The organism is Crystallibacter degradans (genome assembly GCF_012952295.1).
GTDB classification, from domain to species: domain Bacteria; phylum Actinomycetota; class Actinomycetes; order Actinomycetales; family Micrococcaceae; genus Crystallibacter; species Crystallibacter degradans.
The window spans coordinates 165,869-180,285 of sequence record NZ_JABBCH010000005.1 but is presented as its reverse complement, the minus strand read 5'-3'; the positions used below and the strand labels follow the sequence as shown (position 1 = coordinate 180,285).

15 protein-coding genes, 6 tRNA genes and 1 riboswitch are annotated in these 14,417 nt (G+C 62.9%); of the genes, 9 read left to right on the top strand and 12 right to left on the bottom strand.

The features are described from left to right. Window positions 1-13: 13 nt before the first annotated feature. The 10 genes from ribB to HGO92_RS11015 all read right to left on the bottom strand — a co-directional run bounded on the left by ribB (window position 14) and on the right by HGO92_RS11015 (window position 8,304). Window positions 14-712 (bottom strand): 3,4-dihydroxy-2-butanone-4-phosphate synthase, encoded by a 699-nt coding sequence (gene ribB / locus HGO92_RS11060; protein WP_169994704.1) that lies wholly within the window; start codon window positions 710-712, stop codon window positions 14-16. Then, the gene (locus HGO92_RS11055; RefSeq protein ID WP_169994702.1) at window positions 709-1,365 is read right to left on the bottom strand and encodes a riboflavin synthase; all 657 of its coding nucleotides are present in this window, start codon (window positions 1,363-1,365) and stop codon (window positions 709-711) included. The genes ribB and HGO92_RS11055 overlap by 4 nt, the downstream gene beginning before the upstream one ends. Then, a complete protein-coding gene (ribD, locus tag HGO92_RS11050) occupies window positions 1,366-2,451 on the bottom strand; it encodes a bifunctional diaminohydroxyphosphoribosylaminopyrimidine deaminase/5-amino-6-(5-phosphoribosylamino)uracil reductase RibD (RefSeq protein WP_169994700.1) in 1,086 nt (361 codons plus the stop codon). Further along, the gene (pnuC, locus tag HGO92_RS11045; protein ID WP_169994698.1) at window positions 2,448-3,149 is read right to left on the bottom strand and encodes a nicotinamide riboside transporter PnuC; all 702 of its coding nucleotides are present in this window, start codon (window positions 3,147-3,149) and stop codon (window positions 2,448-2,450) included. Before pnuC ends, ribD begins: the two co-directional genes overlap by 4 nt. Before the next feature lie 113 nt (window positions 3,150-3,262). Next, window positions 3,263-3,407, bottom strand: a riboswitch (FMN riboswitch). A 75-nt stretch (window positions 3,408-3,482) separates the two neighbouring features. Then, window positions 3,483-4,142, bottom strand: coding sequence for a ribulose-phosphate 3-epimerase (gene rpe, locus HGO92_RS11040; protein ID WP_169994696.1), 660 nt, complete (start codon window positions 4,140-4,142; stop codon window positions 3,483-3,485). A gap of 9 nt (window positions 4,143-4,151) precedes the next feature. Next, window positions 4,152-5,702 (bottom strand): transcription antitermination factor NusB, encoded by a 1,551-nt coding sequence (locus tag HGO92_RS11035; protein WP_169994694.1) that lies wholly within the window; start codon window positions 5,700-5,702, stop codon window positions 4,152-4,154. Next, the gene (gene fmt / locus HGO92_RS11030) at window positions 5,699-6,649 is read right to left on the bottom strand and encodes a methionyl-tRNA formyltransferase (RefSeq protein ID WP_169994692.1); all 951 of its coding nucleotides are present in this window, start codon (window positions 6,647-6,649) and stop codon (window positions 5,699-5,701) included. The genes HGO92_RS11035 and fmt overlap by 4 nt, the downstream gene beginning before the upstream one ends. Next, a complete protein-coding gene (def, locus tag HGO92_RS11025) occupies window positions 6,646-7,221 on the bottom strand; it encodes a peptide deformylase (protein WP_169994690.1) in 576 nt (191 codons plus the stop codon). The genes fmt and def overlap by 4 nt, the downstream gene beginning before the upstream one ends. A 55-nt stretch (window positions 7,222-7,276) precedes the next feature. Then, the gene (locus HGO92_RS11020; protein WP_169994688.1) at window positions 7,277-8,140 is read right to left on the bottom strand and encodes a cytochrome; all 864 of its coding nucleotides are present in this window, start codon (window positions 8,138-8,140) and stop codon (window positions 7,277-7,279) included. A 92-nt stretch (window positions 8,141-8,232) separates the two neighbouring features. After that, window positions 8,233-8,304: transfer RNA gene (locus HGO92_RS11015), tRNA-Val, on the bottom strand. Between the two features lie 302 nt (window positions 8,305-8,606). On the opposite strand from HGO92_RS11015, the gene HGO92_RS11010 reads away from it, so the two are divergent. The 6 genes from HGO92_RS11010 to HGO92_RS10985 all read left to right on the top strand — a co-directional run bounded on the left by HGO92_RS11010 (window position 8,607) and on the right by HGO92_RS10985 (window position 9,829). Continuing rightward, window positions 8,607-8,680 (top strand) — tRNA-Gly (locus HGO92_RS11010). Window positions 8,681-8,734: 54 nt separating this feature from the next. Further along, window positions 8,735-8,805, top strand: a tRNA-Cys gene (locus HGO92_RS11005). A 61-nt stretch (window positions 8,806-8,866) separates the two neighbouring features. Continuing rightward, a tRNA-Val gene (locus HGO92_RS11000) sits at window positions 8,867-8,938 on the top strand. A gap of 33 nt (window positions 8,939-8,971) precedes the next feature. Then, a tRNA-Gly gene (locus HGO92_RS10995) sits at window positions 8,972-9,048 on the top strand. 41 nt (window positions 9,049-9,089) lie between these two features. After that, window positions 9,090-9,161: transfer RNA gene (locus HGO92_RS10990), tRNA-Val, on the top strand. Between the two features lie 416 nt (window positions 9,162-9,577). Beyond that, on the top strand, window positions 9,578-9,829 hold the full coding sequence (locus tag HGO92_RS10985; protein ID WP_169994687.1) for an Rv0909 family putative TA system antitoxin: 252 nt from the start codon (window positions 9,578-9,580) through the stop codon (window positions 9,827-9,829). An 89-nt stretch (window positions 9,830-9,918) separates the two neighbouring features. Here HGO92_RS10985 and zapE read toward each other — a convergent pair whose 3' ends face one another. After that, window positions 9,919-10,956: a cell division protein ZapE gene (zapE, locus tag HGO92_RS10980; protein ID WP_169994685.1), complete on the bottom strand. Its 1,038-nt coding sequence runs from the start codon at window positions 10,954-10,956 to the stop codon at window positions 9,919-9,921. A 245-nt stretch (window positions 10,957-11,201) separates the two neighbouring features. Here zapE and HGO92_RS10975 point away from each other — a divergent pair, with 245 nt between their 5' ends. The 3 genes from HGO92_RS10975 to ybaK are packed head-to-tail and all read left to right on the top strand — an operon-like array spanning window position 11,202 to window position 13,099. Then, window positions 11,202-12,110 (top strand): sulfurtransferase, encoded by a 909-nt coding sequence (locus HGO92_RS10975; protein WP_169994683.1) that lies wholly within the window; start codon window positions 11,202-11,204, stop codon window positions 12,108-12,110. 30 nt (window positions 12,111-12,140) lie between these two features. Beyond that, the gene (locus HGO92_RS10970; RefSeq protein WP_169994681.1) at window positions 12,141-12,590 is read left to right on the top strand and encodes a SufE family protein; all 450 of its coding nucleotides are present in this window, start codon (window positions 12,141-12,143) and stop codon (window positions 12,588-12,590) included. Window positions 12,591-12,607: 17 nt separating this feature from the next. Beyond that, on the top strand, window positions 12,608-13,099 hold the full coding sequence (gene ybaK, locus HGO92_RS10965) for a Cys-tRNA(Pro) deacylase (protein ID WP_169994679.1): 492 nt from the start codon (window positions 12,608-12,610) through the stop codon (window positions 13,097-13,099). Here ybaK and HGO92_RS10960 read toward each other — a convergent pair whose 3' ends face one another. Beyond that, entirely contained in the window at window positions 13,100-14,395 is a 1,296-nt protein-coding gene (locus HGO92_RS10960; protein WP_169994677.1) for an alpha/beta hydrolase family protein, read from the bottom strand. Window positions 14,396-14,417: the final 22 nt, after the last annotated feature.

Here is a 14,417-nt window from a genome sequence, read left to right as displayed (position 1 = left end):
TCGTTCCTAGTGGTCACTGGTGCGCCTCCTGTCCGGCAGGTTCACGTGTCTGGAGGGACTGCGTACGTAGTGGTTCTGTTCCTTCGGCCGCGATGAACTGTACAAGGTCCTCGATGGATACCAGCGGGCAACCGTGCTCATTGGCAAAGTCGCGCAGCGCGGGCAGCCGCATCATTTCCCCGTCATCGTGCACAAGCTCTGCGATCACGCCTACCGGAGACCGGCCGCCGAGTCGGCAGAGATCAACGGCAGCTTCGGTGTGCCCCCGGCGCGCCAGGACACCACCGTCGACAGCCCGGAGCGGGAAGATATGGCCCGGCCTGTTCAGCTGGCTGGCAGTACTCAGTTCAGACGCCAGCACCTGCGCAGTCCGTGCACGGTCGGTGGAGCTGATGCCGGTGGTAACCCCGGTGGCGGCATCGCAGGAAACCGTGTAGGCGGTGCCCTTCGCGTCCTGGTTGACTTCAACCATCGGCGGAAGGCCAAGCTCATCAGCGCGGCTGCCGGTCATCGGGACACAGATCACTCCCGAGGTGTACCGGACCGTCCAGCCCATCAGGGCAGGAGTAGAGGCATCAGCCGCGAAAATGATGTCCCCTTCGTTTTCACGGTCTTCATCGTCGACCACCACAACCGGCCGGCCAGCCGCGATGGCGCTGATGGCTTGCTCGATAGCGTCGAGCCGGATCCGAGGTTCCACTGCCGCGCTCATGAGTGCGCTCCTGCTACGTGGCGGGCGGCAGCCTTGTCCGCTTGGGAGAAGGCCAGCAACCGTTCGGCGTACTTGGCAAGCACATCTACTTCGAGGTTGACCTTGTCGCCGGTGGCTTTGGCTCCCAGATTCGTTTCGGCCAGGGTGGTGGGAATCAGTCCCACCTCGAAATAGGCGTCCTCTGTGTCGACCGGACTAACCGTGGTCACCGTCAGGGAGACACCGTCGATCGCGATGGAACCCTTTTCGGCGATGTAACGGGCGAGCTGGAAGGGCACGCTGAAACGCAACCGCTCCCAGTCGCCCATATTTTCGCGTTCGAGCAGTGCGCCGACACCGTCCACGTGTCCCTGGACCACATGGCCATCCATACGGCCCCCGGCTGGAACGCACCGCTCGAGGTTTACACTGGCGCCGGCTTTGAGCTCACCGGTGGTGGTCCGGGTCAGCGTCTCCCCCATGACGTCGACGCTGACAACGCCCGGCTTTGATTCCACAGCGGTCAGGCAAACGCCGTTGACGGCCAGGGACCCGCCGAGTTCAAGATCGGCGATCGCTTCCCCTGCCTTGATGGTCAGGACAGCGCTGTCCTTCGCCGGGTTCAGGACCAGCGATTCCACGCTGCCCTGCTCGGTGATGATTCCGGTAAACATTTAGAGGCCTTTCCTGCCGCTTGGGATGCCCTGCGGCATCGGTTCCAGATGAAGGCGCAGATCTGCGCCAAGATTTGAGGTGCGGCCGCCGCCGCTGTTGTCCCAACGCCACTGATAGGCCTCAGCCAACGTCCGGATGCCTAGATCGCCGGTGGACCTGGTCCCATTACCCAGGAGCATGGGTGCCAGATAGAGGACCAGTTCGTCGACGAGGTCCGCTTGCAGGAAGGCTCCCGCCACGGCTGCACCGCCTTCGATCATGGCGTGTCCGATTCCACGCCCGGCCAGTTCGCCAAGCACCTCGGCGGGATCATGCGTCCGCAGTTGCACAAACCGGCCGTCGTCCCCGCGGATGGCGGAGTCTTCGGGAAGGTCGCGCAGTCCCATCACCACTCGCAGCGGCTGGGACTTCGTTGCTGCGCCCGATTCGTCCCGGGCAGTCAGCCGCGGATTGTCTGCCAGGACGGTTCCGGTACCGGCGATGATCGCGCCCACGCGGCTGCGGATGCCGTGGCTGTCCTGCCGCGACTCCGCGGAGGTGATCCATTGGCTTGTTCCGTCCAGCGCTGCGATCAGCCCGTCGAGCGTCTGGGCAATGTGCATGGTGGTGAACGGACGGTTTTCCGATTTCGCCCGGAACCATCTGTGGTTCAGCTCAAGCGCCCGCTGCTGGAGCAGACCGCTGCGTACGCCGATGCCGGCGCTCCGGAGGAAGTCTCCACCTCCCGTGGCGTCCGGCGTAGGGTCCGCAGCCGCATAGATGATGTTGCCGATACCGGCATCGACGATGGCTGCCGCGCATGGTCCCGTGCGGCCCTGGTGATTGCACGGTTCAAGGGTGACCACCATGGTGTAGTCGGAAAGATCCTGCTGCTGGGATACCCTGTGGCGCAAGTTGGCCAGCGCGTCGATTTCCGCATGCGGCGAGCCGGCACCACTGTGATACCCGATACTGAGCACTTCACCGGTGGTGTCCAGAACTGCCGCACCAACCAAAGGATTGGCGCCGCGGGTTCCAAGCTTCGCCGTGTCCAGTGCCAGCTCCATCGCGCGGCTTTCCGCGGGCGAGAATCCCTGGCTGCTCATGATCGACCCACGGCGCCGACGCGGGGGTCCGGCTGAAGCGTTTCAACCTCGGGCTTGGGCTGTTCCTTGGCTCGCCGCCAGACGAAGAACCCGATCAGGGTGAAAATACCGTAGAAGAGGTACATAAAGGCGGACGCGTAGTAACCGGCGCTGAACAGCAGCGGGACTCCCACGATGTCGACCGCAACCCAGATCAGCCAGAATTCCACCCAGCCGCGTGCCATGCCGTAGGTGGCCAGCAACGACCCCATAAAAGTCCAGGCGTCCGCCCAGACAGGTTCGTACGAACCGAGTGCGGCGAAGAGCGGCGTCAGAGCGACGGTGCCCAGGATCAAACCTGCCACCAGGCCGATGCGGGCTTTACCAGATGCCCACTGGGGGGTTACCGCGTGGCCCGCGCCGTCTTGCTTACTCTGGCGCCAGCGCTGCCAGCCGTAGACCGCCACAGCGATAAACATGATTTGGCGTCCGGCCTGGCCGAGCAGATTTGCAGTATTGGCCGAGCCGAACAGCGAACCGAGAAAAACCGTAAGCAGCAGGGCATTGCCGATGATACCGACGGGCCACGCCCATACCTTGCGGCGCATGCCGCCGAGGGCGCTGAGGAGGCCGAAGATGTTCCCTACGACTTCGCGCAGCAGCAATGAACTGCCGGCGACGGGAATCTGAGCTTCAAAGAGCCACCGCAGAAAATCCATGTCGTTCCTTTCCGAAAGCCGCGGCGGCTCCGGGGTAACGACAGTGCGGTAGGTTCAGGCAACGGACGTGGTTCCGCACGGAACCTGCGCACCGCTGGCTGTTCTGCCAACTGTACGTGCTTCTCCCATCCAGACTTTAACTGTCGGTACCGGAATTTCACCGGCTCAACCGTTGCCCTGGATTCCTTGCGGAATCCGTGGCGACGGGTCGCGGACTATAACCGCCGGTTCGGACTTACACCGACCCCGGAGCACGTTGTTTGTGGTTGTTATTCTGCCACAACCTGCATTGCAGGCATCATATTCCTGTCATGTCGTGTAATACATGACACATCAAGTTGTTTCGGCAGACTTGCGCAAGGCGGAGATGGCAGCATCCGGATCTTCGGCGCCGTACACGGCCGACCCTGCGACGAAAACGTTAGCTCCCGCTTCCGCTGCCCGCTGGATGGTTTCTTCGGTCACGCCGCCGTCCACCTGAATCGCCACAGGCAGACCCGAACCGGCTATTGCCGAGGCTGCCCGGCGGATTTTGGGAAGTGTTACATCGAGGAAGGCTTGGCCGCCGAACCCCGGTTCTACCGTCATGATCAGCAGCATGTCCATTTCGGGGAGCAAATCGAGGTAAGGCTCGACGGCCGTGCCCGGCTTCAGCGCCATGCCTGCCTTGGCGCCGCGCTTGCGCAGCTCACGTGCCAGACGGACGGGGGCGGCTGCGGCCTCGACGTGGAAGGTCACCGAGTCGAGGCCTGCATCCGCATAGGCCGGCGCCCAGCGGTCCGGGTCCGCGATCATCAGGTGCGCATCCAGCGGAAGCCGGCTGATCTCCTGGATCCGCTCCACCACGGGCAACCCAATGGTCAGGTTCGGCACGAAGTGATTGTCCATGACGTCAACATGCACGGCGTCGGCGGAGCTGATCTTTCCCAGCTCGGCCTCCAGATTGACGAAATCGGCGGACAAAATACTTGGATGTATGCAGCACTGTGCCATCGGGGTCCCTTACTCTGCGTTTCCGGCTGAATTATCTGAGGTCTTCTTGCGCAGCAAGCCTAAGAACATTGCGTCTGTTCCATGGATATGCGGCCACAGCTGGGCCGTTGATCCTTCCGTCTGTGCATGGCCAGCCTGCAGACTTCCCGACAGGCTGACTGCATCCAACGCCGACGCCGAATCCAGCAGTTCAATGTCAGGATGGCGGCGCAACGCGTCGGTGACTACGGCGGTGGTCTCCGCTGGGTGCGGCGAACAGGTGACGTACGCTACGACGCCGCCGGGCTTCACCGCAGCCAGGGCCGAATCAAGCAGTTCGCGCTGCAAAGGCGCCAGTTGGGCAACGTCGGACGGCTTGCGCCGCCAGCGCGACTCGGGTCGACGCCGCAGCGCACCCAGGCCGGTGCAGGGAGCATCTACGAGGATCCGGTCAAACCCTTCAGGCTGCAACTGGCCAAGGTCGCGGCCGTCCCCGGTCCGTACTTCCCAGACCTCACTGTCAACGGGCCGAAGAGACTGCCGTACCAGCTCGGCCCGGTGCTCGGCCGGCTCGTTCGCCAGCAGGGTCGCCGATTTCTTGGCGGCCAGGGCAGCCAGCAAGGCGGCCTTGCCCCCCGGTCCGGCGCAAAGATCCAGCCAGCGCTCGGGACCCGAGGTCAGAGTCTGGGCTTCGGCCAGGGCGCGGGCGACCAGCTGGGAACCGGCATCCTGAACTCTCGTTGTTCCCGTCCGGACGGATTCAAGGCGTCCCACGTCGCCTCCGGAGAACAGCGCCGAATCCTGTACCAGGGAGCCGGGTTCCGCGCCCGCTTGAATCGCTTCGTCCAGTGTGCCGAGCCCGGGCAGGGCCACGAGATTCACCACCGGTGCAGCATTGTCCGCCGCCAGGAGTTCCTCGATTTCCCCAACGCTGCGGCCGTGTCCGACGAGAGACTGCCGCAGCGCCCTGACTATCCATTCCGGATGGCTGTGCACTAAAGCTGCCGCGGCGACGGGGTCCTTCTGTCCGGCAGTAAGTTCCTCGGTCCAGCCGGCGAGTTCCTTGGCAGAAACTTTCCGCAGCACGGCATTGACCAGCGCGCCCGGACCGGCTCCAATGACAGCGCGGGCCAGTCCGACCGTCTGGTCCAGGGCGGCGTGCGCGGGCACCCGCATGGCCAGCAACTGATGGACTCCGAGGCGCAGCGCGTCGAGCACCGCCGGATCGAGTTCGGCCAGCGGGCGGTCGACGCAACGGGCCAGAATCGCATCGTAGGTGCCCAGTCCGCGTAGCGCTCCGTACGTCAGTTCTGTGGCGAACCCTGCGTCACGCTTGTCGAGCCGGTGCTGCCTGATCTTTACCGGCAGCACCAGGTTGGCATAGGCATCGTCGGCGTCAACAGCGCGCAGCACTTCGAACGCCACCAGCCGCGCCGGATCCGCCTTGCGCGTGCGCTGCGCCGGCGCGGACTGGGAGAAGGAACGCTCTCCCCCGCGGTTGCGTTCGCGTCCGGCGGCATTACGGCGCCGTTCGGGGCCCTGTCCCCTGCGGTTGCCCTGGGGCCTGTCCTGTCCGCTCACTCGAAGTGCACATCCTCACGTTGTCCAAGACCGCGCGCCCAATCGGCCGCCGCCATCATTTTCTTTCCTGCCGGTTGGACCTGCTGCAACTGCACGGCGCAGGATCCGGTGCCCACCAAGGCAGAGGCCGCGCCTCCGCCGGCCAGTTCCACTTGGCCGGGCCGCAGGTCCCGCCTGTCCTGTCGTAGGACAACGGGACCTAACTTGAACCGTTGCCCCTGCAGCATCGTCCAGGCGCCGGGTTCCGGCGTCACGCCGTTGATCCTGCGGCGCAGGGCCAGGGCAGGCTGGTTCCAGTCGATATGTCCGTCTTCAAGACCTAGTTTGGGAGCCAGGGTCACATCCCCTGACTGAGGCACGGCCACTGCTTTGTCCATTGAGATGGCCGACAACGTTTGGGCGAGCAGAATAGCGCCGCTGTTCGAGAGCCGGGTCAGCAGTTCGCCGCTGGTGTCCTCCGGCCGAATTGTTTCCGTCAACGTCCCGTACACGGGACCGGTGTCCAGGCCTTTTTCGAGCTGGAAGGTCGATGCGCCCGTTACATCGTCACCATGGATGACGGCATGTTGGACGGGAGCCGCACCACGCCAGGCAGGCAGTAAGGAAAAGTGCAGGTTAATCCAGCCGTGCCGCAGCATCTGCAATGCCGGCTCCGGAACCAAGCCTCCGTAGGCGACGATGGCGGCTACATCCGCCTCGGTTTTGGCGATCGCGGCCATGGCCTGGTCATCAATCCGGTTGGCCCGGATGACAGGCACGCCCATTTCCTGTGCACGGGCGGCTACCGGTGAGGGCGTAAGAGTCTTCTTACGTCCCACCGGCGCGTCCTCGCGCGTCAATACCGCCGCTACCTCGAAACCTGATTCAAGCAGTTTCTCCAAAGATGGAACCGCTACCTGCGGCGTTCCTGCAAAGAGAACGCGAAGAGGTCTGGGAGTTCCCGTCATGCGGAGGGCTGCCCGAACGTTCCCCGCGCAAATCCGGAGCCAACGCTGGAGGAGCGCTTAACCTCTGTTTCCTTGGCCACGGAATTGTAGGAGGCATCGCGGATGGAGCGGAGAGCATTTTTACGATCGTCGCCGGAGAGGTGGTCGATGTACAAGACACCGTCCAGATGGTCCGTTTCGTGCTGGAAGCAGCGCGCAAGCATGCCTTCGCCTTCCAGGGAAACGGGGTTGCCGTTGACATCCACACCTGTAATACGGGACCAGCGCCGGCGCTGCACCCGGTAACCGAGCCCGGGAATCGAGAGGCACCCTTCCACCCGGTCTTCCTGAAAATCATCGCTATTCTCCAGGACGGGGTTGATGACGTGGCCCCGCTGTCCGTCGATCAGATAAGTAAAGACCCGCAGGCTTACACCCACCTGCGGTGCTGCGAGGCCTGCACCCTCCACACTTTCCATCGTCTCGTCCATGTCGGCCACCAACTTGGCCAGTTCCGGGCCGAAGTCGCGAACAGGCTCTGCCTTGGTGCGCAGCACCGGGTCCCCGATAATCCGAATACTCAGGACGGTCATGCGTTTATCTTCCTTACTGTCGCTCACCCGGGTGTCCGTTCCAGTCTAAGTGGCCTTATCCGGCCACCGTCCGCAGCACTGCAGCGGGCGGACCGATAGGCAGCAGCGCACGGCCGGCGTCGGTCACCTGCAGTTGCAGGTCCCAGACCCGGCGCAAGGCGCAGAACTTGTACCAGTGGTACTTGAGCACTTCGGGGTTGGCCCGCATGGGCCGGACTTCCGTCTCACCGATGGCAACGCCCAGCAGCAGTGGGGAGTCACCGTGCGCCCATGGTTCCCACTTACCGGTATGGGCGTCGACCAGGCTTTCCTGGGCCTTCATTCCCGCCACCAACTGCATAACGACTTTTTCGTCCATGGGCTTGACCTGACCGTTGCGGTCCGTGCCTTTGGTCTTGAAATCGATCAGGCACAGCCGGCCACCGATGCGGGCTACGAGATCGAGCGTGCCAGCGTATCCGACCTCGGCGTTCCACACGGTGATTTCGGGCGCTACCGGTTCCACCTGGTACAGCTCCCACCACTCGTCAAAACGCGCGGCGAAGGCTTCTTCACCGTTAGCCCTCAGTTCCTCGCGGGCCTCGGCCATACGGTGCGGACGGCCGAGGGCACGCAGCGAGACCTGCTCGCAATAGCTATGTACCCGATCGCCGCGGAGAGCTGCGGCATCCCGGAAGCGTTCCGCCGCCGTCGAAGCCTCCTTAGCCAGTGCCCGGAGTTTCGCCGGGTTGCCCGCCGCCTCTGTCAGCCTTTGGTCCTGCGCCATGGCCGTGGCCGCCATATGGGAGAACCAGCCACCCAGATCTACGGGCGCTTGGGAAATAACAGTGGTAATGGACGGCACACTGGGCAGATCAGTGGTTGAGCGTGAATACATCCGCCCGAAATCGGTTTTGTGGGCCAGTGCCGGATCAGTCATACCAAGAATCATGTCAGAGACCGCTGACGGTTTCCTGCCGCAAAGAAAACGGCCCCTTACCTGTGGAAAGGCAAGGGGCCGGCTTCTGACGGTGGGCGATACTGGGTTCGAACCAGTGACCTCTTCGGTGTGAACGAAGCGCGCTACCACTGCGCCAATCGCCCGTCTGAGATGCCCGCACCGGCGAACCGGACCTGCATCGTTTATGAATGTTAGCCGACGTTCGCCCCGACGCAAAAACGGCGCATTTTGTCGTGCCCGTGGGTCAGAGCCGCGGCCTCCCAGTCCAGGTTCACATCACCTCAGACCGCATGTACGCACCCCTTCTGGCCCAAGAATGAGCTGCAAAACCGGCTCTCGAACCCTCGATTGGACGAAGCGGAAAACGTCCTATAGAGTCTTTACTCGTTGGAAATCGAGAAAACGTTCCGGTCAAACCGGAGGTAAGCTTGATGAAAATCCACATGCGGACGTAGCTCAGCTGGCTAGAGCACCACCTTGCCAAGGTGGATGTCGCGGGTTCGAATCCCGTCGTCCGCTCGCAAGTCACTGTAAGTGCCAGTTCTACTGGCCGGTCCTGAATCTGCAGGCCACGGTGGGGTGGCCGAGAGGCGAGGCAGCGGCCTGCAAAGCCGTATACGCGGGTTCGAATCCCGTCCCCACCTCGGTTACGGTACTTCAAAGTGCTTGCAGTTGTTTTGCTGAGCATTGCAACAAACCCTTTATGGGCGATTGGCGCAGCGGTAGCGCGCTTCCCTGACACGGAAGAGGTCACTGGTTCGATCCCAGTATCGCCCACGGAAATGGTCCGGTTTATCGGCTCCATTCCACGCGGACGTAGCTCAGCTGGCTAGAGCACCACCTTGCCAAGGTGGATGTCGCGGGTTCGAATCCCGTCGTCCGCTCCAATCCGATCATTGCGCCTTTGATGCCGATGCTGAAGGATCCAGGGCGATTGGCGCAGCGGTAGCGCGCTTCCCTGACACGGAAGAGGTCACTGGTTCGATCCCAGTATCGCCCACAAAGAACGGCTCCCCTTCGGAGCCGTTTTTGCAGTTAATGCGCTATCTCCTCAAGCGAGGAGTTCCGGGCCATTCCCTCCTTCCTGGTAGCCGGCCTCTCCGCCCCTTCTCTTTCGGGCCATTTCCAGCCTGATTCGGCTGACGCAGCTAAGTTAAAGACAATTGGAACCGGCTGTTCGATGAGTGGCCGCTGCAACCAAACGAACCACGGTGGTGACCACATATGGCAAGCTACATAGCCTCGAGTTCCTTGCCCTTGGTCTCGGGCACAAATTTCCAGACGATCACTAACACGTCTCTCCTTGGCGGCTACCAGTACCGGGCCTGCCCGGCCTACCTATTGACGCGGCCTGCCTCGCGCCTACGATAGAAGTAGGCGGGAGCATGCGGCTCCCAGGAGCGAAGGGAGGTGTCTGTGTCTGTATTTGACGAGCTCAAAGGCAAGGCCGGACAGCTTAAGGACAAGGCCGCTCATCTGGTCGGCGACAATGCCGACAAGCTCAAGGACGGCGTCGGCAAGGCTGGAGATTTCATCGACAGCAAGACCGGCGGCAAGTACTCCGGGCAGGTAGATGGTCTGCAGGCCAAAGCCGCGAACCTCATCGACAGGGCAGATGGTGGAAATACCCCCGGTGCCGCAACCGATGAGAGCAGCCCTTCGGCATAACTTCGCTTAGAGCACGCCAAAAAGGCGCTGGTCCTACCGGGAGGTAGCACCAGCGCCTTTGTGCTGTTTCGGCCGGGCCGTTGGGGGGCTCAGGACTCCTCGCCAGTCAACCCTTCACGTGCCAGGGCTGTCAGCCTGGAAACAGCCCGGTAGTACTTCTTCATGTAGCCGCCGGACATCATCTCAGGGGTGAAAAGCTCGTCGAACGGCATGCCGCTGGCAATAATCGGCACGTCCTTGTCATAAAGCCGGTCCGCAAGCACGACAAAGCGCAAGGCTACCGATTGTTCGGTAATCGTGGCCACGTTGTGCCATGCCACCGCGTCGATGCCGTCGATGAACTGCCGGTACCGGCTCGGATGCACGCCTTCGAGATGGCTGACCAGATCGGAGAACTCATCGGCCGCAACCACCTGGCCCTTGAAATCACTGTAGACCCGCCGTTTGAGTTCAAGATTCGTCAAAGGATCCGGAGCAGCTGGCAGTCCCCGATGGCGGTAGTCTTCGCCGTCGATACGGATTACGTTGAACTGGTCTGCCAGGACCTGGATTTCGCGTTGGAAATCGACGGCTGCGAAGCGTCCCTCGCCGAGGGAACCGGGCAGCGTGTTGGAGGTAGCTGCGAGCTTCACGCCGGCGTCGGCCAACTCGCGCATCAGCCGGGACATCAGCACGGTGTCCCCCGGGTCGTCCAGTTCGAATTCATCGATACAAACCAACCGGTAGCTGCTTAGCGCATCCACTGTCTTGCGGAAGGATAGCGCCCCCACCAGATTTGTATATTCGACGAAAGTGCCGAAGGCCTTCGGGCCCTCCACCGCGTGCCAGAGGGAAGCCAGCAGGTGTGTCTTTCCCACACCGAAGCCGCCGTCGAGGTAGATGCCGGCCTTGCCTGCCTGCTTCTTGGCGGCGAAAAGTTTCTTCAGTCCTTTGGGTCCCCGGTGGTCCACCTCTGCGGCAAAATCCCGTAACGCTTTGACCGCGGCGGACTGCGAGGGCTGGGACGGGTCGGGACGGTAACTGTCGAAGGTGACTTCGCCGAAGCGCGGCGAAGGATGGAATCCCTCCAACAAGTCGTCGACCGACACCTTGGGGGTCCGGCGTGAAAGCTGTTCAATCTGGGGCACGTTTAACTGACCGTAGCCTTCCTGAAAATCTGCGTGGCGGTGAATTGCCGCCAGAAAAACGATACGCTACCGACGACGTCGCGGCAGATTCGTGACCGAGGCCACTGCCAGGAACCAGGCGGATGCAGTTCCGCGGCAACGGACTCCCCTCATTGTGGCGGATGATGACCGGCGCGAAGGTTGTTTCTTCGTGCTTATGGTTAGGCTGGGCAGAGACCACCCTTGACGAATGGAAAGGTTTTGCTATGCCTGTTGTTGCCGCAGAACAGAACGAGAAGTTTGCCGCCTATGCCCACCCGGAACGGCTCGTTTCCACCGATTGGCTGGCAGCCAATCTGGACGCGGATTCCCTGGTTGTCGTCGAATCGAATGAGGACATCCTCCTCTACGAGACCGGACATATTCCGGGTGCAGTAAAAATCGACTGGCATACGGATCTGAACGACGCGTTGACCCGCGACTACATTGACGGCGAAGCATTCGCAGCGCTGCTCGGTTCCAAGGGCATCACTCGCGAGACCACCGTGGTGATTTACGGAGATAAGAGCAACTGGTGGGCTGCCTATGCACTCTGGGTGTTCACGCTTTTCGGCCACGAGGATGTCCGGCTGCTTGACGGCGGGCGCGACAAGTGGATCGCGGAGGGGCGCGAGCTCACTACCGAGACGCCGAAGCCTGCAGCGGTCGAGTACCCTGTCGTCGAACGTCGGGATGAGGCCATCCGCGCATTCCTGCCCGATGTCTTCGAGCACTTCGGGAAGCCGTTGATCGATGTCCGCTCGCCCGAAGAATACTCCGGCGAACGCACCACCATGCCCGCTTATCCCGAGGAGGGAACGCTGCGCGGGGGCCACATTCCCAGCGCCGCCTCCGTCCCCTGGGCCCGCGCCGCCGCTGCTGACGGAACGTTCCGGAACCGCGAAGCGCTGGAAGCGATTTACAAGGGCGAGGCCGGGTTGAGCGACGGCGATGAAGTGATTGCCTACTGCCGCATCGGTGAGCGTTCGAGCCACACCTGGTTCGTCCTCAAACACCTGCTCGGATTCGAAAATGTCCGCAACTATGACGGTTCATGGACCGAATGGGGCAACGCAGTCCGCGTTCCGATCGTCAAGGGCACCGAACCCGGCGAGGTGCCCGCCGCCAGGCGTTGAGAGCCGCGTGCACGAGTAGAATAGGTGACTGTGAACGCACAAAACATCCCCGCACAGCTGGCAGAAATCATCGATGACTTCCAAGCGATGGAGGAGCCTGAGCGGCTGCAGTTACTGCTGGAATTCTCCCGATCGCTTCCGGACCTTCCGGAGCATCTTGCCGGCCAGCCGGAGCTGCTGGAACAGGTTGTTGAGTGCCAGTCCCCGCTGTTCCTGACCTTGGAGATCGGCGACGGCCCGGAGGAACCGGTGGAGATCTACTTCTCGGCGCCCCCGGAAGCTCCGACCACCCGCGGTTTCGCCGGCGTCCTGCATGAAGGGCTCAACGGCCTGCCGGCTGCGGAGATTCTCGCTGTACCGGACGATGTCCCGGAGCAGCTCGGGCTGACCCGTGCCATTACGCCGCTGCGGCTGCGTGGCATGTCCGCCATGCTCGCCCGGATCAAGCGCCAGATTACGGACGCTCGCGCAGCCGTCTGACCGCGCCGAATCCGCCGTTGGCAAAGCGCACCGCTTCGACCGGGACCCCCGCCACACTGCTGTTGCAGCAGGCGGGGGTCCCCCACACACTGCACAAGTATGCCCATGATCCGGCTGTGAGCGACTTCGGTCTTGAGGCAGCACGCAAGCTCGGTCTGGCTCCGGAACGGATTTTCAAGACCCTCATGGTGACGGCAGACGGCAACCTCGCTGTGGCTGTGGTGCCAGTCTCCGGAAACCTCAACCTGAAATCCTTCGCAGCTTCCTTAGGGGCGAAGAAATCCGTGCTGGCCGATCCGCTCGATGCCCAGCGCCGCACCGGCTACGTGCTCGGCGGTATCTCCCCGCTGGGCCAGCGGTACCGCAGTCCGACAATCCTTGATTCCAGCGCGATTGACTATCCCACTATCCTGGTTTCCGGCGGCCGCCGCGGACTGGACATTGAGTTGGCACCGCAGGACCTGATCCGCCTGTCCGGCGCGCGGCTGGCAGCCATCGGTACGGGTTGATCAGTCCGGCTGCACGCCGTTCATACCCGGCCCTTTGACCCCGGGAACAGGGGCGCTCAATACATGGGTCAGCCAGCCGGTGACCACCCGCTCCCAGCGCTCGGGATCAACGTTCCATTCCTTGGTGTGGCTGGCACCGGAGAACGGCTCGAAAGTCACCAGCCGAGGATTCTTGTCCGCCAGTTCCGCGGACGGCCCGTAGGGCACGAATTCGTCGTCCTGGCTGTGCAGGATCAGTGTCGGCACGCAGAGCTGGTCGTACCGGGCTACCCAGTTCATCTTCTTCAGATCCAGAGGAGCAGCCAAACCGGTCAGCAACCTGCCGGCGCGGTTCGAGATGAGCCATTGCGAAAAACGGCCCACAGCCTCGGGGATCCGGTTCAGCCTGGCCTGGTAGGCCAGCACGTCGATCCAGTTGATCACCGGACCGTCCAGCACGAGCGCCTTGATCCGGTTTCGGTGCACGGATTGGTCCGCCGCCTGCAGGCTAATGGCGCCGCCCATCGACCAGCCGAACAGCACAATCTCCTCGGCTCCGTGTTCCAGGGCATAAGTGATAGCGGCTTCAACGTCCCGCCACTCCGTCAGCCCGAGTCCGTAACGCCCGTCCGGCGCGGCGGGGGCTTCGCCGTCGTTCCGATAGGAAATAAGCAGGGAGGTCATACCTATTCCGCGGGCGGTGCGGGCCGCACGAAGCCCTTCCTGCCGGGTGGCGCCCCGGCCGTGCACCATGATGGCCCAGGTCCGGGCGTTCTCCTCTCCCCTGATCAGCCACGCTGGTGCCTGGCCGCCCTCGACGGCGATGCGGACTTCCTCGTTGGCCAGACCCGCGGCCGCAGGGTCAGGGTAGACCGCGCCTCCCCACCAGCCGCGGCGGGCCGCCGCCAGGTCGCCGCTGTACACACGCTCCACGGTGCGCTGGACTGTTCCGTCTTTCGGCGAGTAGGAAGTGATGGCGCCGATCCGCGCCTGGCCGCGTCCGCCGTCGAAATAAATGCTGTAGAGGCCCGGTGCCGTGGTGTCCGGTGTGGCCGGCAGAATGACCTCCTGGTGCTGGCTGCTGCCGACCACGGCGTAGATCTCGAGATTCTGGTCATGCTCGCGCACCGGGGTGAGAACCTGGCGGGCGAAATACGAGGCGAGCCCGGAGGTGGCTCCGGCCAGCAGTGAACCAAGACCTGCCCCGGCGATCGCGCCGACGCCCATCCAGCGCATCCACGGCAACTGCCGCCGAATTTCCTCGGCTGGTGGCGCGGCGACGGAGATCAGAGTTTTCCGACGGTCGAACAAAGCCATGGCACCATTCTTACTCACGCGG